The 23,645-nt window shown below is 57.3% G+C and carries 22 protein-coding genes; 13 read left to right on the forward strand and 9 right to left on the reverse strand.

Annotated elements, in window-relative coordinates; all coding sequences use genetic code 11:
* The 5 genes from AC097W_RS15705 to AC097W_RS15725 form a co-directional block, all read right to left on the reverse strand.
* On the reverse strand, positions 1–697 hold a 697-nt coding region (locus AC097W_RS15705; protein WP_479603559.1), incomplete at its 3' end, for a retention module-containing protein.
* 102 nt (positions 698–799) lie between these two features.
* Positions 800–1,438 (reverse strand): response regulator transcription factor, encoded by a 639-nt coding sequence (locus AC097W_RS15710; RefSeq protein WP_479603560.1) that lies wholly within the window; start codon positions 1,436–1,438, stop codon positions 800–802.
* A complete protein-coding gene (locus AC097W_RS15715) occupies positions 1,435–2,850 on the reverse strand; it encodes an HlyD family type I secretion periplasmic adaptor subunit (protein WP_479603561.1) in 1,416 nt (471 codons plus the stop codon). Before AC097W_RS15715 ends, AC097W_RS15710 begins: the two co-directional genes overlap by 4 nt.
* Positions 2,850–5,021 (reverse strand): type I secretion system permease/ATPase, encoded by a 2,172-nt coding sequence (locus AC097W_RS15720; RefSeq protein ID WP_479603562.1) that lies wholly within the window; start codon positions 5,019–5,021, stop codon positions 2,850–2,852. The genes AC097W_RS15715 and AC097W_RS15720 overlap by 1 nt, the downstream gene beginning before the upstream one ends.
* Before the next feature lie 45 nt (positions 5,022–5,066).
* Positions 5,067–5,405 carry a hypothetical protein gene (locus AC097W_RS15725; RefSeq protein ID WP_479603563.1) on the reverse strand — a complete coding sequence of 113 codons (339 nt, stop codon included), beginning with the start codon at positions 5,403–5,405 and terminating at the stop codon, positions 5,067–5,069.
* Positions 5,406–5,591: 186 nt separating this feature from the next.
* Between AC097W_RS15725 and AC097W_RS15730 the strand changes: the two genes are divergently transcribed.
* Genes AC097W_RS15730 through AC097W_RS15755 form a run of 6 tightly spaced genes read left to right on the forward strand, consistent with a single transcriptional unit; the run spans position 5,592 to position 12,460 of the window.
* The gene (locus AC097W_RS15730; RefSeq protein WP_479603564.1) at positions 5,592–6,701 is read left to right on the forward strand and encodes an efflux RND transporter periplasmic adaptor subunit; all 1,110 of its coding nucleotides are present in this window, start codon (positions 5,592–5,594) and stop codon (positions 6,699–6,701) included.
* Between the two features lie 7 nt (positions 6,702–6,708).
* Positions 6,709–10,026, forward strand: coding sequence for an efflux RND transporter permease subunit (locus AC097W_RS15735; RefSeq protein ID WP_479603565.1), 3,318 nt, complete (start codon positions 6,709–6,711; stop codon positions 10,024–10,026).
* Between the two features lie 27 nt (positions 10,027–10,053).
* Positions 10,054–11,352 (forward strand): NAD(P)/FAD-dependent oxidoreductase, encoded by a 1,299-nt coding sequence (locus tag AC097W_RS15740; RefSeq protein ID WP_479603566.1) that lies wholly within the window; start codon positions 10,054–10,056, stop codon positions 11,350–11,352.
* Between the two features lie 43 nt (positions 11,353–11,395).
* Positions 11,396–11,620, forward strand: coding sequence for a YgaP family membrane protein (locus AC097W_RS15745; RefSeq protein WP_413857127.1), 225 nt, complete (start codon positions 11,396–11,398; stop codon positions 11,618–11,620).
* Between the two features lie 13 nt (positions 11,621–11,633).
* Positions 11,634–12,080 carry an OsmC family protein gene (locus AC097W_RS15750; RefSeq protein WP_479603567.1) on the forward strand — a complete coding sequence of 149 codons (447 nt, stop codon included), beginning with the start codon at positions 11,634–11,636 and terminating at the stop codon, positions 12,078–12,080.
* A gap of 50 nt (positions 12,081–12,130) precedes the next feature.
* A complete protein-coding gene (locus tag AC097W_RS15755; protein WP_479603568.1) occupies positions 12,131–12,460 on the forward strand; it encodes a metal-sensing transcriptional repressor in 330 nt (109 codons plus the stop codon).
* On the opposite strand, the gene mnmA is transcribed toward AC097W_RS15755, so the two are convergent.
* Positions 12,440–13,570 carry a tRNA 2-thiouridine(34) synthase MnmA gene (gene mnmA / locus AC097W_RS15760; RefSeq protein WP_479603569.1) on the reverse strand — a complete coding sequence of 377 codons (1,131 nt, stop codon included), beginning with the start codon at positions 13,568–13,570 and terminating at the stop codon, positions 12,440–12,442. The genes AC097W_RS15755 and mnmA overlap by 21 nt on opposite strands.
* Before the next feature lie 94 nt (positions 13,571–13,664).
* A complete protein-coding gene (locus AC097W_RS15765; RefSeq protein WP_479603570.1) occupies positions 13,665–14,150 on the reverse strand; it encodes an NUDIX hydrolase in 486 nt (161 codons plus the stop codon).
* 162 nt (positions 14,151–14,312) lie between these two features.
* Here AC097W_RS15765 and AC097W_RS15770 point away from each other — a divergent pair, with 162 nt between their 5' ends.
* The 4 genes from AC097W_RS15770 to AC097W_RS15785 all read left to right on the forward strand — a co-directional run bounded on the left by AC097W_RS15770 (position 14,313) and on the right by AC097W_RS15785 (position 19,854).
* Positions 14,313–15,920, forward strand: coding sequence for a Re/Si-specific NAD(P)(+) transhydrogenase subunit alpha (locus AC097W_RS15770; protein WP_479603571.1), 1,608 nt, complete (start codon positions 14,313–14,315; stop codon positions 15,918–15,920).
* Positions 15,921–15,932: 12 nt separating this feature from the next.
* Positions 15,933–17,348 carry a Re/Si-specific NAD(P)(+) transhydrogenase subunit beta gene (gene pntB, locus AC097W_RS15775; protein ID WP_479603572.1) on the forward strand — a complete coding sequence of 472 codons (1,416 nt, stop codon included), beginning with the start codon at positions 15,933–15,935 and terminating at the stop codon, positions 17,346–17,348.
* A gap of 96 nt (positions 17,349–17,444) precedes the next feature.
* Complete coding sequence (locus tag AC097W_RS15780; RefSeq protein ID WP_479603573.1) at positions 17,445–19,118, forward strand: long-chain-fatty-acid--CoA ligase; 1,674 nt, start codon at positions 17,445–17,447, stop codon at positions 19,116–19,118.
* Complete coding sequence (locus AC097W_RS15785) at positions 19,108–19,854, forward strand: 5'-methylthioadenosine/adenosylhomocysteine nucleosidase (RefSeq protein ID WP_479603574.1); 747 nt, start codon at positions 19,108–19,110, stop codon at positions 19,852–19,854. Before AC097W_RS15780 ends, AC097W_RS15785 begins: the two co-directional genes overlap by 11 nt.
* Before the next feature lie 54 nt (positions 19,855–19,908).
* Here AC097W_RS15785 and corA read toward each other — a convergent pair whose 3' ends face one another.
* Positions 19,909–20,895 (reverse strand): magnesium/cobalt transporter CorA, encoded by a 987-nt coding sequence (gene corA, locus AC097W_RS15790; RefSeq protein ID WP_479603575.1) that lies wholly within the window; start codon positions 20,893–20,895, stop codon positions 19,909–19,911.
* Between the two features lie 362 nt (positions 20,896–21,257).
* On the opposite strand from corA, the gene hpf reads away from it, so the two are divergent.
* The 3 genes from hpf to hprK all read left to right on the forward strand — a co-directional run bounded on the left by hpf (position 21,258) and on the right by hprK (position 23,116).
* Complete coding sequence (hpf, locus tag AC097W_RS15795) at positions 21,258–21,587, forward strand: ribosome hibernation-promoting factor, HPF/YfiA family (RefSeq protein WP_479603576.1); 330 nt, start codon at positions 21,258–21,260, stop codon at positions 21,585–21,587.
* A 77-nt stretch (positions 21,588–21,664) separates the two neighbouring features.
* Positions 21,665–22,135, forward strand: a complete 471-nt coding sequence (locus AC097W_RS15800; protein ID WP_479603577.1) for a PTS sugar transporter subunit IIA — start codon at positions 21,665–21,667, stop codon at positions 22,133–22,135.
* A gap of 27 nt (positions 22,136–22,162) precedes the next feature.
* Positions 22,163–23,116 carry an HPr(Ser) kinase/phosphatase gene (gene hprK, locus AC097W_RS15805; RefSeq protein WP_479603578.1) on the forward strand — a complete coding sequence of 318 codons (954 nt, stop codon included), beginning with the start codon at positions 22,163–22,165 and terminating at the stop codon, positions 23,114–23,116.
* A gap of 21 nt (positions 23,117–23,137) precedes the next feature.
* Here the strand turns inward: hprK and fur are convergent, their stop codons facing one another.
* A complete protein-coding gene (fur, locus tag AC097W_RS15810) occupies positions 23,138–23,584 on the reverse strand; it encodes a ferric iron uptake transcriptional regulator (RefSeq protein WP_479603579.1) in 447 nt (148 codons plus the stop codon).
* Between the last annotated feature and the right edge of the window lie 61 nt (positions 23,585–23,645).

The raw sequence follows: 23,645 nt of genomic DNA on the forward strand, positions 1-23,645 counted from the left end.
TGGCCAGGCTGCCGTAGGTACCGGTGAGGGTGGCGGGCACAAAGGTGGCGGCGCTGTCGACATCGGTGATGGTCAGCGTGCCGCTGGCGGTGAGAGGCGCATTGGTCTCGGTCAGGGCGACGGTGGCCGAGGAGAGGACGGCGGGAATATTTCCTATGTCGACTGCGGCGGCGTCGCTGCCTGGGGCGCTGGTGTTGCCGGCTACTGTACGTTCGAAATCCTGCGGACTTCTATCGCCCTGGTCTCCACCCTGCGCAATCGACAAGGGTGAAAGTTGTTCTTCAATACGCATCACCCTCACAAAGCTGTGTGAGTCACTGGCTCCGCCACCTTCCAGACCAGCAGCCGTGGGATCCAGTTCAGCAGAGAGATCACCACCTGCGCCAATAATTTTGGCAAGCTGGGAAGTTCCGCTGTTCAAGTCTTGCAGCGAAGCTTCTGACTTGTCTGTGCTGTCTGTACCCAGCAGACTGGCATCTATCAATAGTTCACGCCCTGATGCAACAAGCAACGGCTGTCCATTTGGCAGGGCTAGCTCAAGGCGAGTGCCTTCTTCCGTGACAACTTGCTGTCCCTCTTGCACTTCATCGCCAACACTAAGCGGTTTTCGGTTGCCTTCAGCATCGATAAGCCAGGCTTTTCCCTGCAAAATTACGACAACGCCACGCGCCTGAGCAGATATTTGATTGGTAGCCATGGGGATTCTTTAAAGTACAGCAAGGGAATATTGGCTGACTGTAGAGAATCCGCTGACTTTGGGCTATTGGCCTCAAGTACAGGGTGCGAGTGTGTTTTCCTCTCAGTTGATTCCGTGCACACGGAGTGCAAGTTGCAGGCGGTCTGTGATGTTCAGTTTGCTGAAAACAGCACTTAAGTGGGCTTTGACGGTTCTTTCAGAAATATTGCAGTCGATTGAAATTGCGTTGTTGGAGGCACCGTTGGCAGCCAAAGTCGCAATTTCCCGCTCTCGTTGGGTAAGCTCTCCACTCCAACTGGAGTCCGGTTCACGTTTGGATGAAACGACTTGATTGACGTTCTGGAGCAAGCGTTGCATCAAGGTTTTTCCAATCCATACGTGCCCGGCATCAACAACTTGCTGGATTTGCTTGAGAGTCGATCCATCTGAGAAAGCGTGGCAATAAGCCACACAGCCAGCATCTAAGGCCTCAATGGCGTCTTTGTCGTTCGGATTGGAACTCGCTGCGATTATCCGGCCCCCGCCTATTTTGCAGACAGAATGCCACGTTGCATCGTTCCAGGCTGGTATGTTTGGTCCTGACAGATCAATCCAAGCGGCTGTGCCATGCATTCGCTCAGCGCTGGAATAGTCTGAAAAAGTGGATTCAACAACTAAGGATTTCCTGCCCAAAGCACGTTGCCAGTGCGCAATCAGCCCCTCGTCTTGACTAACCAAAACTAATTTTGGCGCGCTCTTCATCGCTCTGTCATTGCCTTCGCTTTTGCCCGCAGTATCGGTTTCATCAAGTAAGCGAGTACTGACTTTTTTCCGGTAAGGATGTCGACTTCAGCAACCATGCCTGGGATGATGGGGAAATTCTGGGCCCCAATGCTATTGGAAAGGGTGCGTACCCGAACCAGAAAAAAGGCGTTGCCTTTCTCGTCAACTACCGTGTCCGCACTGATGTGTTCCAGCGTTGCCTCAAGACCGCCGTAGGTCGCGAAATCATAGGCGGTGAACTTCACCAAAGCCTTCTGGCCTGGCCGCAAAAAGGCAATATCCCGTGGCAACACCCGTGCCTCAAGCAACAACGCGTCGTCCGATGGAACAACCTCAATCAAGTCTCGTCCAGGCTGGACTACGCCACCGACAGTATTCACTTTGAGTTGCTTGACCGTGCCGTTGACTGGCGAGCGAATTTCGGTTTGCTTTACCCGGTCTTCCAAAGCAGTGCTACCTTCAGAGAGTGCATTGAGTTTTGCGTTGGCTTCGCTCAACTCTGATCGCGCGATGTTGCGGAACGTCAGCTCAATTTCCTGAATCTTTCGCGCTGACTCGGCAACGGCAGACTCCAGTCTTGGAATATCCGCGTTTGCACTGTCACGTTCACCCCGATACCGTGCGACGTCTCGCTCCAATCGCAACAATTCGACATCGGAAATGGCACCAGTTTTGGCAAGGGGACGTGTCATCTCCAGTTCACGAGCGGTCAGGTTGTAGCTCTGGGCCGCCTGCTCGCGCTTGGCGCGGATCGATATTAGTTCTTGTGACCGTTGGGACGACTGTTGCCTTGCGACCCCTATGGTTGCATCAAGCTCGGCACGCCTGGATTCGTAAAGTGCACGTTCTTGCTCAACGATCTCAGGTGCTTCCTTCGTCACTTCATCGGGTGGCAAGAAACGCGATCCCTCAGCGAGTGCCCGTAGCCGTGCCGCTTTCGCCAGCAACGAGAGGTATTGTGATCGGTTTTCCCGCAAGGAAGACACCATTCGTGTGGGATCTACCTTCAGCAAGAGGTCACCCACTTTGACACTTTGGCCCTCTTTAACCAATATCTCTGAAACGATACCGCCGTCCAGGCTTTGCATGACTTGCACCTGCCTAGAAGGAATCACCTTGCCTTCACCACGCGTAACCTCGTCCAGTACCGCGAACGCGGACCAAAGAAGTAGCACAAGCACAGCAGCAACGCTCAGCCATGCCAAAATACGCGCACCTTCAGGCGTCTGCTCGGCGATAGCCCAATCCGCGTTGGCATCGAAATCGCCGTCCAGTTCCGTGTGCTTGCCCGCAAGGGCCTGCATCACCCAATCCATCCATCCCGAGCATCGTTGGTAGACCGTGTTCCAAGCCGCGGACAGGCGCTTTGACCTTTTGATTTTTTCCTCCATCAGGCAGCCCTGCCAATTCTGCCGCTTTGCAGGGCTTCGACTACCTGTGCTTTAGGTCCATCAGCCATGATCTGGCCGTTATCAATCACGATCAACCGGTCAACCAGCTCAAGCAACGACGTGCGATGCGTCACCAAAATCACCGTCTTGCTGGTCGTAAAGCGTCGCAGGCGTGCCTTCAGAATATCCTCGCTTTGGTGGTCCATTGCGCTACTGGGCTCATCCAGTAACAAGATAGGCGCATCGTTCAGAACCGCGCGTGCAATGCCCACTGCCTGTCTTTGTCCGCCGGAGAGGGACTCCCCCCGCTCACCAATCAACATGTCAAATCCGCGTGGGTTCCGATTGGCAAACTCAGTGACCCCTGCAACCTCCGCGGCGGCAATCACGTCCTGGTCGTCTGCAAAGGGGGCACCCAAGGCAATGTTTTCCTTGAGCGTGCCGTAAAACAAGCTGACATCCTGGGAGACAAACCCTGCGGCCCTGCGCAGTTCGGCAGGGTCAATTTGTCTCAGATCAATGCCATCAATCAGGATTGCCCCTTCGGTGGGCTTGTAAAGCCCCAGTATCAGCCGCTGAATGGTCGATTTGCCCGATCCAACGCGGCCAATAAACGCCACTTTCTCGCCGGCAGTGATCTTGAACGACACATTGCTCAATACGGACTGCTGTTGTCCGGGATAGGAAAAGCTGACGTCTTTGAACTCAATAGTGCCTTGAAACCCGTTTCGGTGAAGAAACGCGGAATCCTCTGCACGCTCTGGCTTCGTCTGCATGTGCTTCTCGATCGACGCCAGGCCGCTTTTTGCGTTGTGATACTGCAGCAGAAGGCCGGCAACCTGGCCAAAGGGCGCCATGGCTCTGCCTGCCAGCATGGACGCCGCGATAATTCCACCCATGCTGACCTGGTTGTCTATGAGCAGGTAAACGCCGACGATCACGACAGTCACCGATACCAACTGCTGCAACATTTGCACCGTGCTCATCGTCGCCGAGGAGAGTAATTTAAGTTTGGTTCCGTTTTGGGCAAGAAAGACCGTGGACTGCTCCCATCGCCGTTGAAAACTGCTCTCTGCCACCATGAACTTGATAGTTTCTATGCCGACCAGGCTCTCGACCAGCGTGGCATTGCGCTGCGATGAAGCACGTTGGGTTATGTCGACCAGCTCCTGCATTTTTTGCTGAACAACCAGAGACACCAAGATCAAAAGCAGAATGCACAAAAGTGGAGGCACTGCAAGCCAGGGCGAAATCCACGCAATGACAAAAAAGAACACAAAGACAAATGGGATATCTACCAGTGCCGTGATCGTTGCCGATGCGACAAAGTCCCGCACGGACTCAAACGCTCGCAGGTTGGCGGCAAACGACCCGACGGAAGCCGGGCGGTCAACCATTCCGAGCCCCAGAACGCGTTCCATGATTCGGGCGGAGAGCGTTACGTCAATGCGTTTTCCCGCGGTGTCGAGAATGTAGGAGCGCAGAATCCTGAGCAGTGTGTCGAAGACCATCATCAGCAACACGCCCACGGCCAGAACCCAGAGCGTTTCTTCCGCGCGGTTGGGGACCACGCGGTCATAGACCGTCATGGAGAACATCGGCATTACCAGCGCAAAGAGATTGATCAGCAGAGCGGCCAACAGGCTGTCCCGATACAGGCGCCAATTCTGGAATACGACACTCCAGAACCAGTGCCGCGATTTCACGTGACCCGTATCCGGTGTCCGTGGATCAAAGTTGAAAACCGGTCGAATAAAGAAAACGATGCCGGCGTAAAGACCCTCCAGTTCCTCTTTGGTCAATACATCTGAAGACTCGCCATTTTCAGGGAAGCGCACACGGGCATCCCCGGTGTCCATCCACTCCAGCAAAATACAGGCCTGATTTTCCTTGAGCAGGAGAATGACGGGCAGCAGGCCCGGGCGCAGGTCCGTCAGAGAACGACGCGCCAGCTTGGCCGTCAGGCCAGCACGAGCCGCAGCACGTGGCAGCAGGCTGGGGGTGATCAAGTTGCTTTCCAGCGGCAACCCGGCGGACAAGGATTCTTGTGTTGTCGTGATTCCGTAAATTCTCGCTATCGCGACTACGCAGTCAAGAAGCGGGTCAAAGTGGGCGCTGTGCTCCCCCACTCGCCACGGGGGTGATTTGTTCGTGCTTTGGTTTGTCTGCATGCAGTTCGTCTGGCGTTGGCTGAGTGGTTGGGTGACAGACTCCTTTTACAGAATTCGCTCGTCCCCTCCCAGCAGATTCAACGCACCCTTGACCCGGTTGCGCAGACCTTTTCGAAGCATCAGTTTCGTTTGCGCGGCGGCAGGCAGATCGGTATGGCGAATCACGTTTTTCATGATGAGGGTGTCGATCAAGTCCTCAAGTACCCGCACAAAGTCTGCATCCGCCGCATTGAAGGCCGGCTCCAAATACTTGGAACTGAAGAAGCGCTGAACTTCCGGGTCGTCCTCGCTTAGCAATTCGCTATCTGCTTGCGGCTCTCTTGACACCGTTTGAATGGTGCCGTCGGCATTGCGGAAAACATGAAACATGGGTCTTTGGCTCATGGTGGGTGAGTCCGTGCCTGAACTTGGTGCGCACTAACTAAATTGGCAAATAGTAGCATTTCGCTATTGCCGCTTGCCAAGGACGTCAATCGACGGAAAGTTCGTCAACGCAACATGCGTTTTATCAACACGCTTGATACCCCATGTAGTATTATCGTATACTGCACGGGGTATACAGGAGAAGATATGAAGACGACAGTTCTGCATCACGATGGCCTTTCGCTGGGGTACGGGTTTTTCGGAAAAGCTTCGTTTGTGGTGGCGGCTACATTTTGTGTTGCCTCTGCCTTGGCGCAATCCACGCCGGTACCGACCTCCCTGGTTCAATCCCGGGCAATAGGCTCGGCCTATGAACTGGATGGCGTTGTGCAGGCGGTCAAGCAGAGCACGATTGCAGCGCAGGCCTCAGGACGCATTGCCACTATTTCCGTAAAAGCGGGCGACAAAGTCCGCGCCGGACAAGTTCTGGCCACGATCGACGATCGCGAAGCTGCTGCGGGCATGCAAAAAAGCCAGGCCCAGATCAATCAGGCGGATGCCGAACTGCGCAACGCACAGGCCAATCTGGAGCGCACGCGAGACTTGCAAAGCAAGGGCTTTGTGAGCAAGGCGGCGCTGGATACCGCTGATGCGCAGTACAAGGGCGCGGCTGCGGTTCGGGATCAGGCAACTGCTACAGCCCGACAGTCCAGTATTTCCCAGGGCTTTACTCGGGTGAGTGCCCCCTACGATGGTTGGGTTCTTCAGACTCATGCGGAGGCTGGTGATCTGGCGGTACCTGGAAAGCCTTTGGTGACTGTGTACGCGCCTTTGCCATTGCGCGTGGTGGTTCAGGTGCCCGCGTCGCGCATTCAGGTGGTTCGCGCGGCGAGCGAAACACTCATTCAAGTCGATGGTGCGCAGAATCAGGCGCAGTGGATTGCTCCTGTATCGCGCAGTGCCGTGCCCTCGGCAGATCCCGTTTCGCAAACGACGGAATGGCGTCTGGAATTGCCATCCCGGGACAGTGCCAATCTCATGCCGGGCCAACAGGTGAACGTCCGGTTCTCACAAGCCCAGCCAAATTCGTCCTCCAAATTACTGGTGCCAGAGGCGGCCGTTGTCCGGCGCGGTGAACTGACGGCGGTCTACGTGGCGGCTAACGGCGCCTTTTCCCTGCGTGCTGTGCGGCTGGGCGCCCATTTTGGCAAGGAGGGTGTGGAAGTGCTGGCGGGTGTGAAGGCCGGTGAGTCCGTTGCGCTGGACCCCATTCGCGCGGGCTTTATCAATGCCATGCCAGCGGCACCCGCAAAGTGAGTCCGTCATGAACGAAAAACAGACTTTGGGCGTTTCGGGGCGTATTGCCGCCGCATTTCAGTCGAACGCGCTGACTCCGCTGCTGGCACTGGTGGCCATGTTGCTCGGCCTTTTTGCGGTGATGGTCACGCCCCGTGAAGAAGAGCCGCAGATCAATGTGACCATGGCCAATGTGCTGATTCCTTTTCCAGGAGCCAGCAGTGCCGACGTACAAAACATGGTTGCCCGCCCTGCAGAGCAGCTGCTGGGGCAGATCGCCGGCATAGAACACACCTATTCAGTGGCTCGTCCCGGTCTGGCGGTGCTGTCGGTTCAGTTCAAGGTCGGCGTTTCCCGTACGGAAGCGCTGGTACGCCTGTATGACGTACTGAACGCCAATCAGGACTGGTTGCCCAAAGATCTGGGTGCGTTGACGCCCATCGTCAAGCCCAAGGGCATTGACGACGTACCGGTGGTAGCCGTCACTCTTTGGAGCAAAGAAGCATTGCCGGCGGTTGGGCTGGAGACCGTTGCCCACACCATGGAGACCGAGTTCAAAGCCGTTCCTGGTGTGCGGGAAGTTCAAACCATTGGGGGGCCGGGCCGGGCCATTCATGTGGTGGTGGACCCCGTACGCTTGCGCGCTCGGGGTGTGGACCTCTTGAGCCTGAAGAAGACAGTAACGGCAGCCAACTTTGGCATGCCCGCCGGAAGCGTCCTGGAAAGCACCAAGGCAGACGCGGGCTCCCAGATGCTGACCGTCGATGCGGGCGAATTTTTGCGCTCAGAGGCCGATGTAGGTGACCTGATTGTAGGCACCAGCCAGGGAAAACCGGTGTTCTTGCGTGATGTGGCTGACATAGAAGCGGGCGCACAGCAGGCCCAACGCTATGTGTGGTTTACCCCGGGAGCCGCCCCAGTCGCAACGGACGCGGGTGCCGCTGCCACTGCCGTGGAGCCTCGCGCCACTGGACAAGCTTTCCCCGCCGTCACTATTAGCGTGACCAAAAAGCCGGGCGAGAACGCGGTTGATGTGTCGCGGGCCGTGGTGGCGCGGCTCCAGGCCCTGCGCAACACCGTCATTCCCTCCAACATTGAAGCAACGGTAACGCGCGACTATGGAGAGACCGCCGCAGAAAAGGCCAACAAGCTGATTCAGAAGCTGGCGTTTGCTACAGGCTCGGTCATCTTGCTGGTCGGGTTTGCGCTGGGTCGGCGCGAGGCGGTGATCGTTGGTGCGGCAGTGATCCTGACATTGACAGCGACGCTCTTTGCGTCATGGGCTTGGGGATTCACGCTCAATCGTGTTTCACTGTTTGCGCTGATATTTTCAATCGGCATTCTGGTGGACGACGCCATTGTGGTGGTCGAAAATATCCACCGACACCAGCAGCTCACACCCGAAGCGGCCCTTAAAGACATCATCCCGCGCGCGGTCGACGAGGTGGGTGGTCCCACGATTCTGGCAACGTTGACCGTCATTGCTGCGTTGTTGCCCATGGCCTTTGTGTCCGGTCTGATGGGGCCCTACATGAGCCCCATTCCTATCAACTCAAGCCTGGGCATGGCGTTGTCCCTGGCCATCGCCTTCACGGTGACACCTTGGCTGGCCTTGCAGTTCATGCGCCAGCAGGGGCATGCCAGCCACGGCCCTGCTTCTCAGGGTGATGCGCCAGTGAAAGAATCCAGAGTACAACGGCTCTTCGGCAAGGTTCTCACGCCTCTGCTGGACAGCGCACGCAAGCGCTGGATGCTGCTGGGCGGCATCATCATTGCGCTCCTCCTGTCCGTAGGCTTGGTGATGGTGCAGTGGGTTGTGCTCAAAATGCTGCCCTTTGACAACAAGAGCGAATTTCAGGTGGTGGTGGATATGCCTGCGGGGACCCCACTGGAAGATACCGCGGCAACCTTGCAGGATCTGGGAGCATTTCTCGCCAAACAGCCTGAAGTGCGGGATCTTCAGGCTTATGCGGGAACCGCCTCTCCCATCACTTTCAATGGGTTGGTGCGTCAATACTATTTGCGCTCCGATGTTGAGCAGGGGGACGTGCAGGTGAACCTGGTGGACAAACACCACCGTAGCGAGAAAAGCCATGCCATTGCACAAAGGCTGCGTCCGGAATTGGAAGCCATTGGTCTGCGGCACCATGGCCGGATCAAGGTCGTGGAAGTACCACCCGGACCACCCGTCATGTCACCTCTGGTCGCGGAGATCTATGGGCCGGATGAAGCGGGTCGTCAGAAGCTTGCGTTGCAGGTAGCGAGCGCGTTTGGCGCTACCGCTGACATTGTTGGCACCGATACCAGCTTGCGGGAAGACGCACCGCGCGCCTTCTTGCGCGTGCGACGTCAGCGCGCTGAATCACTGGGGATTCCGGTGGCCGCCATAGCCCAGACCGTGTCATCGGCCTTGTCGGGCACCGATGCGGCCTATGTGCATGACCAGCAGTCCAAATACCCGATTCCCGTGCGGATTCAGCTGCCACCAGAAAGTCAGGTTGGGCTGGATGCCATTCTGGCGTTGCCGATGCGTGCGGCCAACGGTCAACTGGTCCCCTTGTCGGAATTGGTGCAGGTGCAACGCGGGATCATTGACAAGCCCCTGTACACCAAAGACTTGCAGGGCGTGAGCTACGTCATGGGCGACATGGCCGGAAAGCTGGACTCCCCCCTGTATGGGCTGTTTGCCATTCGCTCGACTCTGAAGGATGCTGCCAAACCCGGTGGCGATAAGACTGGTGAATACTGGATACGGCAGCCCGGAAATCACTACCAGGAATACGCCATCAAGTGGGATGGCGAGTGGCAAATCACCTATGAGACTTTCCGGGACATGGGCGCCGCTTACGGTGTGGGCCTGATTCTGATTTATCTGCTGGTTGTAGCCCAGTTCCGCAGCTACTTAGCGCCCTTGGTGATCATGGCGCCGATTCCGTTGACGCTTATTGGAGTGATGCCGGGGCACGCTTTACTCGGAGCGCAATTCACGGCCACCAGCATGATCGGCATGATTGCGCTGGCGGGAATCATTGTGCGCAACTCCATCTTGCTGGTGGACTTCATTGAGCTGCAGGTGAGTCAGGGAATGGCGTTCAAGGCCGCGGTATTGCAGTCTGCGGTGGTGCGTGCGCAACCCATCGTGCTGACGGGCGTGGCGGCCATGATTGGCGCCTTTTTCATCTTGGATGATCCGATCTTCAACGGATTGGCCATCGCCCTCATTTTTGGTATTTTGGTATCGACCGTGCTCACGCTGGTGGTCATTCCTGTCCTCTACTACGCCTTGTACCGGCGCCGTATGGAATCGCGCACAGACGCGAACATTCTCTTGCAAAGCCCAAATTAATAACCTCTTAACTGAAGGAGACAAACCATGGCACACATCGTCATCATTGGCGCAGGTATTGGCGGCATGCCCGCTGCTTACGAAATTCGCGAGCTTCTGGGAAAAGAACACCGCGTGACGGTAGTCAACTCAACCGACTACTTCCAGTTCGTACCCAGCAATCCCTGGCTCGCCGTGGGCTGGCGCGAACGCGAGCAGATTACCCTGCCAATTGCTCCGTATCTTGCGAAGAAGGGCATAGACTTTGTGCCCAAAGCGGTAACGGGTATTGATGCTCCCGCCAACCGCGTGACGCTGGATGGTGGGGCAACACTGGACTACGATTACCTGGTCATCACCACCGGCCCGAAACTTTCCTTCAGCGAAGTGCCGGGCGCCGGGCCCTTGGCCTCGGGTGGCGGTGGTTTTACCCACTCCATTTGCAGCGTGGACCATGCGCAGGAATTCTTCAAGGATTACGAGAAGTTTCTGGAAAACCCGGGCCCTGTGGTGATCGGCGCGATGCCGGGCGCAAGCTGCTTTGGCCCCGCGTACGAATTCGCATTCATTCTGGATACCGACTTGCGCAAGCGCAAGCTGCGCAACAAGGTGCCCATTACCTATGTGACCAGCGAGCCCTACATTGGTCATTTGGGTCTGGGTGGCGTAGGCGACAGCAAATCGATGCTGGAGTCCGAAATGCGCAACCGTGACATGAAGTGGATCACCAACGCCAAGACCACGCGCGTCGAAGAAGGCAAGTTGTTTGTAACCCAGCTCGATGACTTGGGCGCCGTCTACAAAGAGCATGAGGTCGCGTTCAAGTTGTCCATGATGCTGCCTGCGTTCAAAGGGGTGGATGCGGTAGCCGCCGTGCCCAATCTGTGCAATCCACGGGGCTTTGTGCTGATTGATGAATTTCAGCGCAGCAAGGCGTACCGAAATATTTTCTCGGCTGGCGTATGCGTTGCCATTCCGCCGGTGGAAGTGACGCCTGTGGCGACCGGTACACCCAAAACCGGCTACATGATCGAAAGCATGGTGGGTGCCATTGCACACAACATTGCGGACGAGCTCAACGGAAAACCCGCCGAAGCCAAAGGCACCTGGAATGCCATTTGTCTCGCTGACATGGGGGACACCGGCGCGGCATTTGTGGCGTTGCCACAAATTCCCCCGCGCAATGTGAACTGGTTCAAAAAGGGCAAGTGGGTCCATCTGGCCAAGATCGGCTTTGAGAAGTACTTCATGCGCAAGATCAAGACGGGCAACTCGGAGCCCGTCTATGAAAAATATGTTCTCAAAGCCTTGGGCATTGTCCGCTTGGCCGAGAAAACGAAATCGTAAGTTTTCTGTCTTTTCAATTTGTTTTTTCTTTAGGAGTATTTCCATGACTGTTCAGCGTTACATCGTTGTTTTTGCCGGTTTGTTCATCATGATTTCTTTGGCACTGGGCGTTGAGGGCAGCCCCTTCTTTCTCAGCAAATGGGCGCTCGCTTTCACAGCCTTTGTGGGAGTCAATCTGTTCCAGTCCGGCTTTACCAATTTTTGTCCTTTGGGCATCATCCTGAAAAAGCTGGGTGTGCCAGAGTCAAAAATTGGTTGTGCTAACTGAGACCGGACGAGCCATGAGCGAATCCGCCATTCAGGTCCACCTGCAGCAAAAGCAGGATTACCAGTTCGACATCCAGTTCGGGGTGTCGGTACCTTCCATCCTGGGTGATGAGCCGGCGCCATTGGGCAGCGGGCTGGGCCCGTCACCTGTGCAGTTGCTTGCCGCAGCGGTTGGAAGCTGTCTGTCTGATTCGCTGCTGTTCGCCTTGCGCAAGTTCAAGCAAGCGCCGGAGCCCCTGCAGTGCGACGTGCACGCGGAAGTGGGACGTAACGAGCAGGGCCGGATGCGCGTGTTGCAAATCCGCGCCGTGCTCACTTTGGGGGTGCCCGCTGCGGCGCTCACGCACTTGGACCGTGTACTGGACCAGTTTGAAGCCTATTGCACCGTGACCCAAAGTGTCGGGCTGGGAATTCCTGTGACGATTGAAGTCTTCGACAGTCTGCAGGCACGTTTGAAGTAGCACCCGACTAACAACCTTTCTGGTGGTCAACTATGGGAATAGCAACGAAAATGGACGGCGAAATTGCAAAAACCAATGAAAGCCGCCCCGTGACCGTGTTGAACGATACCCAAGCCCGAACCGATGTGTTGAACCGTCTGCGCCGCGCGGAGGGCCAAATCCGTGGCATTCACCGCATGGTGGAAGAGGGCGAAAGTTGTCTGAAGATCGGGCAGCAGTTTTCAGCGGTCCGCAAGGCCCTGGACAGCACCTATCTGCGCATGACGGTGTGTTTCATGGAGCAAGAGCTCAGTGCCCGCATGAACCCGGACGCCGAGCAAAAAGTCGATCTGGACAACATGCTCAAGGACATGGAAACCCTACTCGCCCGCATGGGCTGAGGCAATTACCCCACCCCCCAGGCAAACGTCTCCGTCATACAGCACGGCAGACTGTCCCGGCGTGACAGCCCATTGTGACTGTGTGAAATGCAGGCTGAACCGGTCTTGGATTGCGTCTTGCAGCAGGCACTCTGCGTCGTTTTGGCGGTAGCGGGTTTTGGCCGAGAGCGTGCCCGCACCGGGCGGCGCCCCGGCAACCCAGCTCACGTCCTGTGCCTGCAGGTCCAGTGATTGCAACCACGGATGTTCATGTCCCTGCACGACCCATAGGGTGTTGGTCTGCATGTCTTTGCGTGCAACGAACCAGGGTGCGTGCTCCCCCCCTCCTTTTTGTGCGCCTTTGGCTTTGAGGCCGCCAATGCCCAGTCCTTGGCGCTGGCCCAGGGTGTAGAAGCTGAGCCCCACATGCTGGCCAATGGTCTGGCCTTTGGGGTTTTTGATGGGGCCAGGCTCCTTGGCGATATAGCGGTTCAAAAACTCGCGAAACGGCCTCTCGCCGATGAAGCAGATGCCGGTGGAGTCTTTCTTCTTGGCGTTTGGCAGCTTCATTTCCTCGGCAATGCGGCGCACCTCGGTCTTGTGCAATTCACCCACCGGGAACAGCGTTTTGGAAAGCTGCGCCTGGCTCAAGCGGTGCAAGAAGTAGCTCTGGTCTTTGCCGGGGTCCAGGCCTTTGAGCAACTCGTGCAGGCCGGTGGTGGGGTTCTGACGGACACGGGCGTAATGGCCGGTAGCAATCTTCTCCGCCCCCAGTCGCATGGCGTGGTCCAGGAATGCCTTGAACTTGATCTCGGCGTTGCACAGGATGTCCGGGTTGGGCGTGCGCCCTGCCTGGTACTCGCGCAAAAACTCGGCAAATACACGGTCCTTGTACTCAGAGGCAAAGTTGACGTGTTCAATTTCAATGCCGATGACGTCTGCCACGGCCGCAGCGTCCACGAAATCGATGTTCGACGAGCAGTACTTATTGTTCTCGTCATCGCTGTCGTCATCTTCCCAGTTCTTCATGAAGATGCCGACGACCTCATGGCCTTGCTGTTTCAACAGATAGGCGGTCACCGCCGAATCCACGCCCCCGCTCAGGCCCACCACGATACGTTGCTTACTCATGGCGTGATTTTAAGGAGTCTGGGTGCAGAGCCCCGGTGCTGAGTGCCAATTAGGGCTCTAGCCCCCGTAACTATTGCGCAAGCCGCTATTATTTTCATAGCAATACGTCAGCTGGCCAGACACTGGAGTCGGTGTTGATGAGCGCCATCGGGTAGCGCTGGCCTTTGAGATAGTCCTCCATGCACTGCAGTACCAGCGGGCTGCGGTGGCGCGCAGCGCTTTGGCGAACCTCGTCGGGTGTCATCCACAAGGCGCGCACGATGCCGGTGTCCAGCGTGCGATCGGGGTCAAAGGTGCCCAGTTCGCCGCAAAAGGCAAACCGCAAATAGGTGATGTCTTCGGTCGCGCGCTGAAAGCGCGATAGATAAATGCCGACCAACGCCGTGGGCGTGAAGTGCCAGGCAGTCTCCTCCAGCGTCTCGCGGGCGCAACCCTGGGCGGGCGACTCGCCAGGGTCCAGGTGGCCAGCGGGGTTGTTCAGGCGCAGACCTTCAGGGGTGTGCTCTTCCACCAGCAGAAAACGGCCCTCTTTTTCGATGACCGTCGCTACGGTGACACTGGGTTTCCATCGTGTATCCATGGCCAATTATCAGATACGACTCCTTTTGGGTCTCATCAGGCGCAGACCTTAGCGGTAGCAGGGGCAAATTCAGTTAAAGTTGCGGCCGCAATACCTTTCGCGGAACTTACCGTTGAAGGGTCTGACCGCGCAGTTTCCAATAACAAGTCTAGGAGTCGCTTCATGCAGGCTGGTGTATCCACTGAAACGTCGCAACGCATTGGCGTTCCACGCGAGATTTTTCCGGGCGAAAAGCGCGTGGCCACGGTCCCCGAGGTCGTCGAAAAACTGATCAAACTCGGGTTCAAGGTTGCGGTGGAATCGGGCGCTGGTGATGCGGCCAATTTCAGTGATGACACCTACCGCGCCGCAGGTGCTGACGTGATCGAAGGTGCTGCCAATCTGTGGGCTGCATCTGACATCGTCTTCAAGGTGCGTGGCCCGACTCCCGAAGAAGTCGGTCTGATGCGCGAAGGCGCAACGCTGGTCAGCTTCATCTGGCCTGCACAAAATCCGGAATTGCTGCAGCTGCTCGCCGCGCGCAAGGTCACCGTGCTGGCCATCGATTGCCTGCCGCGCACCCTCAGCCGCGCCCAGAAGATGGACGCATTGACCTCCATGGCGGGCGTCAGCGGCTACCGTGCCGTCATTGAGGCGGCCAATGCCTTTGGCCGTTTCTTCAATGGACAGATCACTGCCGCTGGCAAGGTGCCTCCAGCCAAGGTTTTCATCGCCGGTGCCGGTGTGGCCGGTTTGGCCGCGATTGGTACGGCTGCGAGCCTGGGTGCCATCGTGCGCGCCAATGACACCCGCGCTGAAGTGGCGGACCAGGTTGTGTCCCTGGGCGGCGAGTTTGTCAAGGTCGATTACGAGGAAGAAGGCTCGGGCGGTGGCGGCTACGCCAAGGTCATGTCGGAAGGCTTCCAGCAGGCGCAGCGCGCCATGTACGCCCAGCAGGCCCGTGAGGCGGACATCATCATCACCACCGCGCTGATACCGGGCAAGCCGGCTCCCAAGCTCATCACCGCAGAGATGGTCAAGAGCATGAAGCCGGGCAGCGTGATCGTCGATATGGCGGCTGAGCAGGGTGGCAATTGCGAGCTGACCGAGCCCGGCCAGGCAGTGGTCAAGCACGGCGTCACCATCGTTGGCTACACGGACCTGGTCTCGCGCCTGTCCAAACAGTCTTCGACGCTGTACGCCAGCAACCTGTTTCGCCTCTCGGAAGAGTTGTGCAAGACCAAAGACGGCGTCATCAACGTCAACATGCAGGACGATGCCATCCGGGGGCTGACCGTCATCGAGCAAGGTAATGTCACCTGGCCGGCCCCCGCGCTCAAGCCAGCAGCGGTGCCGGCGGTAGCCAAGCCTGCTGCGGCAGTGGTGGCCAAGCCGAAGGGCGGGCATGGGCAAAGTAGCGCGCCCGCGTCTGTGCAGCGCACGGCCGTTATTTTTGGCTTTGCCGCCGTGCTGTTCTGGCTCATTGGTACCAATGCGCCCAAAGAGTTTTTGGGGCACTTCACGGTGTTTGTGCTGGGTTGCTTTGTGGGCTACATGGTGGTCTGGAATGTCAAACCGGCCTTGCACACACCGCTCATGAGCGTGACCAATGCCATCAGCAGCATCATTGCGATTGGCGCGCTGGTGCAGATATCGCCGATTGCTGGTGCCCTGAACCGGCCCAACGACGCGATCACCTGGCTGGCCGCAGCGGGCATTGTGCTCACCGCCATCAATATGTTTGGCGGCTTTGCCGTCACCCAGCGCATGCTGGCCATGTTCCGTAAATAAGGGAGACGATTGATGTCTGCAAATTTGGCAACGGTCTCCTATATTGGCGCGACCATTCTTTTCATCTTGAGCCTGGGCGGTCTGTCCAACCAGGAAACATCCTTGCGCGGCAATCTGTACGGCATGGTCGGTATGGCGCTGGCCGTGCTGGCCACGGTGTTTGGCCCCAGCGTGACCATGGCCGGTATCCCCTGGATCATTGGCGCCATGGTGGTGGGCGGCAGTATTGGTTTGTACGCCGCCCGCACGGTGCAAATGACCCAGATGCCCGAGCTGGTCGCACTGATGCACAGCATGGTCGGCTTGGCTGCCATGCTGGTGGGTTTTGCGACGTTCATCGACCCGTCCGCGACCGAAGGTTTCGCAGGGGCAGCGAAGGCGATTCACGAACTGGAAATCTACATCGGCATCTTCATCGGTGCCGTCACGTTTGCCGGCTCCATCGTTGCATTTGGCAAGCTGTCGGGTCGTATCGGTGGCAATCCGGTGTTGTTGCCGGGTCGCCATTTCATGAACCTGGCGGGCCTGTTGGTGGTGATCTATTTCGGGCGCGAGTTCCTGCACGCTGAAACCATGGCCGCAGGCTTGACGCCGCTGATCGTTATGACGGTGGTGGCTTTGCTGTTTGGGGTGCACATGGTCATGGCCATTGGCGGCGCGGACATGCCGGTGGTGGTGTCCATGCTCAACAGTTATTCGGGCTGGGCCGCAGCGGCCACCGGCTTCATGTTGTCCAACGACTTGCTGATCGTGACCGGCGCGCTGGTGGGCTCCAGCGGCGCGATTCTGTCCTACATCATGTGCAACGCCATGAACCGCAGCTTCTTCAGTGTGATAGCGGGCGGTTTTGGTACCGTCGCCAAAGCCAAGCCGGTGGCCGGCGCGGAACAGCCCGCAGGTGAGGTGGTTGCGGTAACGGCTGCCGAGACGGCTGAACTGTTGCGTGAAGCCAAGAGCGTCATCATCGTTCCCGGCTACGGCATGGCGGTGGCGCAAGCCCAGCACACCGTGTTTGAAATTACCAAGCTCCTGCGCGAAAAGGGCGTCAAAGTGCGCTTTGGCATCCACCCGGTGGCAGGGCGCATGCCGGGCCACATGAATGTGTTGCTGGCCGAGGCCAAGGTTCCGTATGACATCGTGTTCGAGATGGACGAGTTGAACGATGACTTCCCAGCCACCGACGTGGCCATGGTGATTGGCGCCAACGACATCGTCAACCCGTCCGCTCAGGACGACCCGACCAGCCCGATTGCTGGAATGCCGGTGCTGGAAGTCTGGAAAGCCAAGACCTCGGTGGTCATGAAACGCAGCATGGCCTCCGGTTACGCAGGGGTCGACAACCCGCTGTTCTACAAGGAGAACAACCGCATGTTGTTTGGCGATGCCAAGAAAATGCTGGACGAGGTTTTGACCGCTTTAAAGGCCTGATTTCCTTTCTAAATACTAGGGAAAACACAGCCCGGGTGGCAGTACGGCGCTGTGAAAATACCTGAGCCTGCATTTGGATACAACGGAGACGACGACATGACAGAACGCATCTGGCTCAAAAGCTACCCCAAAGGGGTGCCAGCCGATATCAACACGTCCGGCTACACCTCGTTGGTGGCCTTGATGGAGGAAAGTTTCAAGAAATACGCTGGCAAGGTGGCTTACAGCTTCATGGGCAAGGACATTACCTACGCCCAGACCGACAGTTTGAGTCAGGCATTTGCAGGCTACCTGCAAACGCTGGGGCTGGTCAAAGGCGATCGCATCGCGATCATGATGCCCAACGTGCCGCAATACCCTGTAGCAGTAGCCGGTATCTTGCGTGCGGGCTATGTAGTGGTGAACGTCAATCCACAGTACACACCCCGCGAACTGCAGCACCAGCTCAAGGACTCTGGCGCCAAGGCGATCATCATCATCGAGAACTTTGCCTCGACCCTGGAGAAATGCATTCCGGCTACACCGATCAAGCATGTGGTGATGTGCTCCATGGGTGATCAGCTGGGCCTGCTCAAGGGCGCACTGATCAACTATGTGGTGCGCAATGTCAAGAAGATGGTGCCTGCTTACAGCCTGCCCAACGCAGTGCGGTTCAATGCCGCGGTCGCTGTCGGTACCAAGGCACCTTTCAAAAAGCCGGACCTCAAGGCCGATGACGTGGCCGTGCTGCAATACACGGGCGGTACCACGGGCGTTTCCAAAGGCGCTGTTCTTTTGCACCGCAACGTGATTGCCAACGTGCTGCAGTCGGAGGTCTGGAATCAGCCGGTGATGGCCAAAGTGCCAGCCAATGAGCAACCCACCGCGGTGTGCGCCTTGCCGCTCTACCACATCTTCGCTTTCACCGTGGGCATGATGCTGTCAATGCGCACCGGTGGAAAGCTGATCCTGATCCCCAACCCGCGCGACATTCCTGCGGTGCTGAAAGAGTTGAGCAAGCATACGATCCACAGTTTGCCTGCGGTCAACACCTTGTTCAACGGTTGGGCCAATCACCCGGATTTCAATAAAGTCGACTGGAGTCACCTCAAGGTGTCGGTGGGCGGCGGCACGGCGGTTCAAAGCGCGGTGGCCAAACTGTGGTTCGAGAAGACGGGTTGCCCGATTTGCGAAGGCTACGGCTTGAGCGAAACCTCTCCGTCTGCGAGCTGCAATGTGGTGACAGCGACCGAGTACACCGGAACGATCGGTATTCCCCTGCCCAGCACCTACATGAAGCTGCTGGACGACGACGGCAACGAAGTGCCAGCCGGGCAGTCAGGCGAAATTGCCATCAAGGGCCCGCAGGTGATGGCGGGTTACTGGCAGCGCCCAGATGAGACAGCCAAGGTCATGACTGCCGATGGATACTTCAAGACGGGCGATGTCGGGGTGGTGGATGCCAACGGTTTCTTCAAGATCGTGGACCGCAAGAAGGACATGATCATCGTCAGCGGGTTCAACGTATTTCCGACCGAGCTGGAAGATCTTGTAGCACAAATGCCCGGCGTCATGGAGTGTGCCTGTGTGGGTATGGCGGACGCGAAGTCCGGCGAGGCGGTCAAGCTGGTGATTGTCAAGAAAGACCCGGGTCTGACGGAAGCCGACGTACGCGCCTACTGCAAGGAAAACCTGACCGGCTACAAGCAGCCCAAGGTCGTGGAGTTCCGCGCAGATTTGCCCAAAACGCCTGTCGGCAAGATTCTGCGCCGCGAGTTGCGTGACAAGTAACGCACCCGAAAACCAACCCACTGCCATCCTGAGCGCCTTGGCAGAAGAGCAGGGTGGTCTCATCGCCCTGCTGCATAACCCGCAACGGGTCCAGCGTGCCGGGCGCGATTTCTGGTGTGGTCATCTTGCGGACAAGCCGGTGGTGCTCGGGCTTTCCCGTATCGGGAAAGTGGCTGCGGCCACCACAACCGCAGCTCTGATAGAAACCTTTGATGTGGGCCGCGTGGTCTTCACCGGCGTCGCTGGGGGCGTGGGTCCTGGTGTGCAGGTGGGCGACGTGGTGGTGGGTACCGGTTTTGTGCAGCACGACATGGATGCCTCACCGCTGTTCCCGCGCTATGAAGTTCCCTTGTACGGACAGTCCGTTTTCCTCGGAGATGTCCGGCTGACCGCCCTGCTGGTGCAGGCGTGCGGCACGGCTCTCGGGAAGGATATGGGCGCGGCAGGCGTTCACCAGGGACTGATTGCCAGCGGTGACCAGTTTGTCAGCGGCTTGACTGAATCGGCGGCCATTCTGCGTGCTCTGCACGATTGCGGTCACCTGCCGCTGGCGGTGGAAATGGAAGGCGCTGCGGTGGCACAGGTGTGCGCCGACTATGGCGTGCCATTTGCCGCCGTGCGCACCATCTCGGACCGGGCGGATGACCAGGCACACGTCGATTTCCCGAAATTTGTGTCAGAAGTTGCCAGTGTCTACGCCCGCAGCATCATGGGCGAGTTCATGCGTTTGCTATAGTTTTTATAGCTGACGGCGCACTATCTGCGGGGGCTAGAGGCCGATTTCTCTTGATTATTTGAGCCAGCCGCGTTTTCGGAAGTACCACATGGGCACCAGTGCGCTCGCCAGCATCAGTACCAGGGCATAGGGGTAACCCAGCGACCAATCCAGTTCCGGCATGAACTTGAAATTCATGCCGTAGATGCTGGCAATCAGCGTAGGCGGCAGCAGTGCGACGCTGGCGACTGAAAAAATCTTGATGATCTTGTTCTGGTTGATGTTGATGAAACCGACCGTCGCATCCATCAAAAAGTTGATCTTGTCAAACAAGAATGCCGTGTGGGAATCCAGCGAATCGATGTCGCGCAAAATTTGCCGCGCCTCTTCAAATTGCTCGCCGTTAAGCATCTTGCTGCGCATCATGAAGCTCACAGCACGTCGGGTGTCCATCACATTGCGGCGAATGCGGCCGTTCATGTCCTCGTGGCGGGCAATGGAGCCCAGCACCTCACCGGCCATCGCATCGGTCACGTCGCCTGAGAGCACTTTGTTGCTCACTTTTTCCAGCTCGTCGTAAATGCCTTCCAGCGTGTCGGCCGAGTATTCGGCGTCGGCATCAAACAGTTTGAGGAGTACCTCCTTGGCGTCCTCGATCAGGCCGGGCGCACGGCGCGCGCGCATGCGCAACAAGCGGAAAACCGGGACATCTTCGTCGTGAATGGAGAAGAGGACGCCTTTGCTTTTGAGCTCGTCGTTAACCAGATTCAGGATGAAGGCCACGCGCACCGTGCGGGGCTCGTCGTCATCGGCAATCAGGAAATCGCTGCGGATGTGGAGCTCACCGTTGTCTTCTTCGTAGAAACGTGCGGATTCCTCAATATCCTCGTCCATCGCATCTTCAGGAATCGACAGGCCGTAGTACTGCTTGATCCAGCGCTTTTCTTCTACGGTGGGGGACTCCAGGTCGACCCAGATAGGCTGAAATTGCGAAAGTTCTTCCAGGGACTCGATCTCTTCCTGGAAGAGGCGTCCGTTGGCGAGCGTGAAAATATTGAGCATGGCTCACTCCCAGGTTTGGATGGCATCGGCTGAGGCAATGGGTGGCTGCTTTCAACCCCGCCGCAGTGATGGGAGTTGAAAGCTACCGACTGGGGTAGGTTTCCAAGGAGGGCTCTCCAGAGTTGTGCTGGCTAAATTATCGCACCGAGCGGTGGCGTCAAAGCGCCCGGTCAGCATTTTTGATCCTGGCGGGAATATGCCCCTCAGATGCTGCAGTGCGTTAGAAATAGGCGTTGCAATTGCCAAGTTTAGGGTGCATAGTGAAACCACTCGAGACGAGTTTCTGAACATTTTTTGGTTTGTGTGCTGACCGTGTTTCCACGGAAGGCTTTTTCAACCCCGAGAGCAACTGGAGGCTATTTATGAATTTGACGATCAGCGGTCACCATCTTGAAGTTACCCCCGCCTTACGTAGTTATGTGACGACCAAGCTAGATCGAATCATGCGACATTTTGACCAAGTGGTTGATGTCAAAGTACTCCTCACCGTCGAGAATCAAAAGGAAAAGGAACGACGGCAGCGAGCGGAGTGCAATATCCACGTCAAGGGCAGCGACCTGTTTGCCGAGAGCGCCCATGAGGATCTGTACGCGGCAGTAGACGAGTTGGTGGACAAGCTGGACCGACAAGTGGTACGCCACAAGGACCGCCTGCAAAATCACCACCACGATGCGCCCAAGCGCCTGATGTAACCCCCACCTTGAATCGTATTTTGGAAAACCGCCCCTAAAACGGGCGGTTTTTTTATGTGCATAATCTGCCCCAGACCATGAACAGACTAGCAAGTATCCTGTCCCCTTCGCAAGTGCTTGCGCAAGTCGACGTCACCAGTAAAAAACGGGCATTCGAAGAAGCGGGCCTTCTTTTCGAAAATTTGCACGGACTCAGCCGTGCGCTGGTCACGGATAGCCTGTTCTCCCGTGAACGCCTGGGGTCTACTGGACTGGGCCACGGTGTTGCGATACCACACGGTCGTATCAAGGGTTTGCGCGCACCCATGGCCGCAGTGTTCCAGTTGGCGCAGCCGATTGGTTTTGACGCGCCGGACGATCTGCCCGTCAGCCTGATGATCTTTCTTTTGGTCCCCGAAGCCGCGACACAAAAGCACCTTGAAATTCTGTCTGAAATAGCGGAATTGTTGAGCGATGCCTCGTTGCGTGAGAAGTTGACGGGCACTACCGATGCATTGCAATTGCATGGTTTGATTGCTGGCTGGCAGTCATCTGCCCAAGCCACCTGAACCTCCAGACCCTTCTGCGGCTTTGTTGTGAAACCCACCGTTGTCAGCGCCGACGTCCTGTTTGAGGAGTTTCGTGGCCGTCTGCGTTGGGAATGGGTCGCGGGCCTGGGTGCTTCGGAGCGTCGCTTCGACGAAGTCGCAGTACGTGCGGCCCGCTCGGGCGCTGATTTGGTCGGCTACCTCAACTACATTCATCCTTACCGCGTGCAGATTCTCGGTGAGCGCGAGATCGCCTATCTGATCAATGCCACGCCGGAAGACTGCGCCCGACGCATCTCCCGCATTGTGACCCTGGAACCCCCTGTGCTGATCCTGGCCGACGGCCAAACGGCCCCCCAGGCTTTGCTGTCGATGTGTGAGCGCGCGCAGATTCCCATGTTCTCCACGGGTGAATCGTCCGCATTTGTGATTGATGTGTTGCGGGCTTATCTGTCCAAACACTTTGCCGATCGCTCATCCATGCATGGCGTGTTCATGGATATTCTGGGGCTGGGTGTGCTGATTACGGGTGAATCCGGGCTTGGTAAGAGCGAACTGGGTCTTGAGTTGATTTCACGGGGCAATGGTCTGGTGGCGGACGATGCGGTCGATTTGTTTCGCATCAACCAGACGACGATTGAAGGGCGCTGCCCTGAGCTGCTCCAAAATTTGCTCGAAGTTCGGGGAATCGGCTTGCTCGATATCCGCGCCATTTTTGGGGAAACAGCCGTGCGCCGCAAGATGCGGCTGAAACTCATCGTTCACCTGGTCCGGCGGGAAACCATGGAGCGTGAATATGAGCGCATTCCGTATGAGCCGCTCACGCAGGATGTGCTGGGCGTCCCTGTGCGCAAGGTCGTCATTCAAGTCGTCGCGGGTCGCAATATCGCGGTCCTGGTGGAGGCGGCCGTTCGCAACACCATTTTGCAATTGCGTGGAATCGACACCTATCAGGAGTTCGTGGAGCGGCACCGCAAGGCCATGGAGCAAGGCAACCACTAGCGCTTGCGCTGCTGCAAACGATCAGCTGCGTTCCCGTTGTGCTGTCACGCGATTCGGGCAATTTTCTTTCGTGCAGGTGGCGTACAGACTCAAAGCGTGGTCCGTGATGGAAAAGCCCTTGGCTTTGGCCACTGCATGCTGGCGTTTTTCAATTTCGGCGTCGTAGAACTCTTCCACCTTGCCGCAGTCCAGGCACACCAGATGGTCGTGGTGCTGCCCTTCATTCAGTTCGTAAACCGCCTTGCCGCTTTCAAAGTGGCTGCGGCACAGAATGTCGGCCTGTTCAAACTGGGTCAGCACCCGGTAAACGGTGGCCAAGCCCACATCCGAGCGCTCTTGCAATAGCACCCGAAAGACATCTTCAGCCGTCATGTGGCGCTGTGTGCTGCGTTGAAAGACTTCGAGTATTTTCAGGCGCGGTACCGTTGCTTTGAGGCCGGTACTTTTCAGTTCGTCGATATTGGTCATGGGCGTTTTTCCAGCGGGGTCACGCAGGGGGTCGGCAAGGGGGTAGCCGCTACAATGACGC

This window comes from Rhodoferax sp. GT1R46 (assembly GCF_056521285.1).

Excerpts from the sequence above, each read along its gene's own strand:
- AC097W_RS15720 (WP_479603562.1), bottom strand. The coding sequence starts at position 5,021 with ATGCAGACAAACCAAAGCACGAACAAATCACCCCCGTGGCGAGTGGGG.
- AC097W_RS15725 (WP_479603563.1), bottom strand. The coding sequence starts at position 5,405 with ATGAGCCAAAGACCCATGTTTCATGTTTTCCGCAATGCCGACGGCACC.
- AC097W_RS15755 (WP_479603568.1), top strand. The coding sequence starts at position 12,131 with ATGGACGGCGAAATTGCAAAAACCAATGAAAGCCGCCCCGTGACCGTG.
- AC097W_RS15765 (WP_479603570.1), bottom strand. The coding sequence starts at position 14,150 with ATGGATACACGATGGAAACCCAGTGTCACCGTAGCGACGGTCATCGAA.
- AC097W_RS15745 (WP_413857127.1), top strand. The coding sequence starts at position 11,396 with ATGACTGTTCAGCGTTACATCGTTGTTTTTGCCGGTTTGTTCATCATG.
- hpf (WP_479603576.1), top strand. The coding sequence starts at position 21,258 with ATGAATTTGACGATCAGCGGTCACCATCTTGAAGTTACCCCCGCCTTA.
- AC097W_RS15800 (WP_479603577.1), top strand. The coding sequence starts at position 21,665 with ATGAACAGACTAGCAAGTATCCTGTCCCCTTCGCAAGTGCTTGCGCAA.
- fur (WP_479603579.1), bottom strand. The coding sequence starts at position 23,584 with ATGACCAATATCGACGAACTGAAAAGTACCGGCCTCAAAGCAACGGTA.
- AC097W_RS15780 (WP_479603573.1), top strand. The coding sequence starts at position 17,445 with ATGACAGAACGCATCTGGCTCAAAAGCTACCCCAAAGGGGTGCCAGCC.
- AC097W_RS15710 (WP_479603560.1), bottom strand. The coding sequence starts at position 1,438 with ATGAAGAGCGCGCCAAAATTAGTTTTGGTTAGTCAAGACGAGGGGCTG.
- corA (WP_479603575.1), bottom strand. The coding sequence starts at position 20,895 with ATGCTCAATATTTTCACGCTCGCCAACGGACGCCTCTTCCAGGAAGAG.
- pntB (WP_479603572.1), top strand. The coding sequence starts at position 15,933 with ATGTCTGCAAATTTGGCAACGGTCTCCTATATTGGCGCGACCATTCTT.
- AC097W_RS15750 (WP_479603567.1), top strand. The coding sequence starts at position 11,634 with ATGAGCGAATCCGCCATTCAGGTCCACCTGCAGCAAAAGCAGGATTAC.
- mnmA (WP_479603569.1), bottom strand. The coding sequence starts at position 13,570 with ATGAGTAAGCAACGTATCGTGGTGGGCCTGAGCGGGGGCGTGGATTCG.
- AC097W_RS15735 (WP_479603565.1), top strand. The coding sequence starts at position 6,709 with ATGAACGAAAAACAGACTTTGGGCGTTTCGGGGCGTATTGCCGCCGCA.
- AC097W_RS15715 (WP_479603561.1), bottom strand. The coding sequence starts at position 2,850 with ATGGAGGAAAAAATCAAAAGGTCAAAGCGCCTGTCCGCGGCTTGGAAC.
- AC097W_RS15730 (WP_479603564.1), top strand. The coding sequence starts at position 5,592 with ATGAAGACGACAGTTCTGCATCACGATGGCCTTTCGCTGGGGTACGGG.
- AC097W_RS15770 (WP_479603571.1), top strand. The coding sequence starts at position 14,313 with ATGCAGGCTGGTGTATCCACTGAAACGTCGCAACGCATTGGCGTTCCA.
- AC097W_RS15740 (WP_479603566.1), top strand. The coding sequence starts at position 10,054 with ATGGCACACATCGTCATCATTGGCGCAGGTATTGGCGGCATGCCCGCT.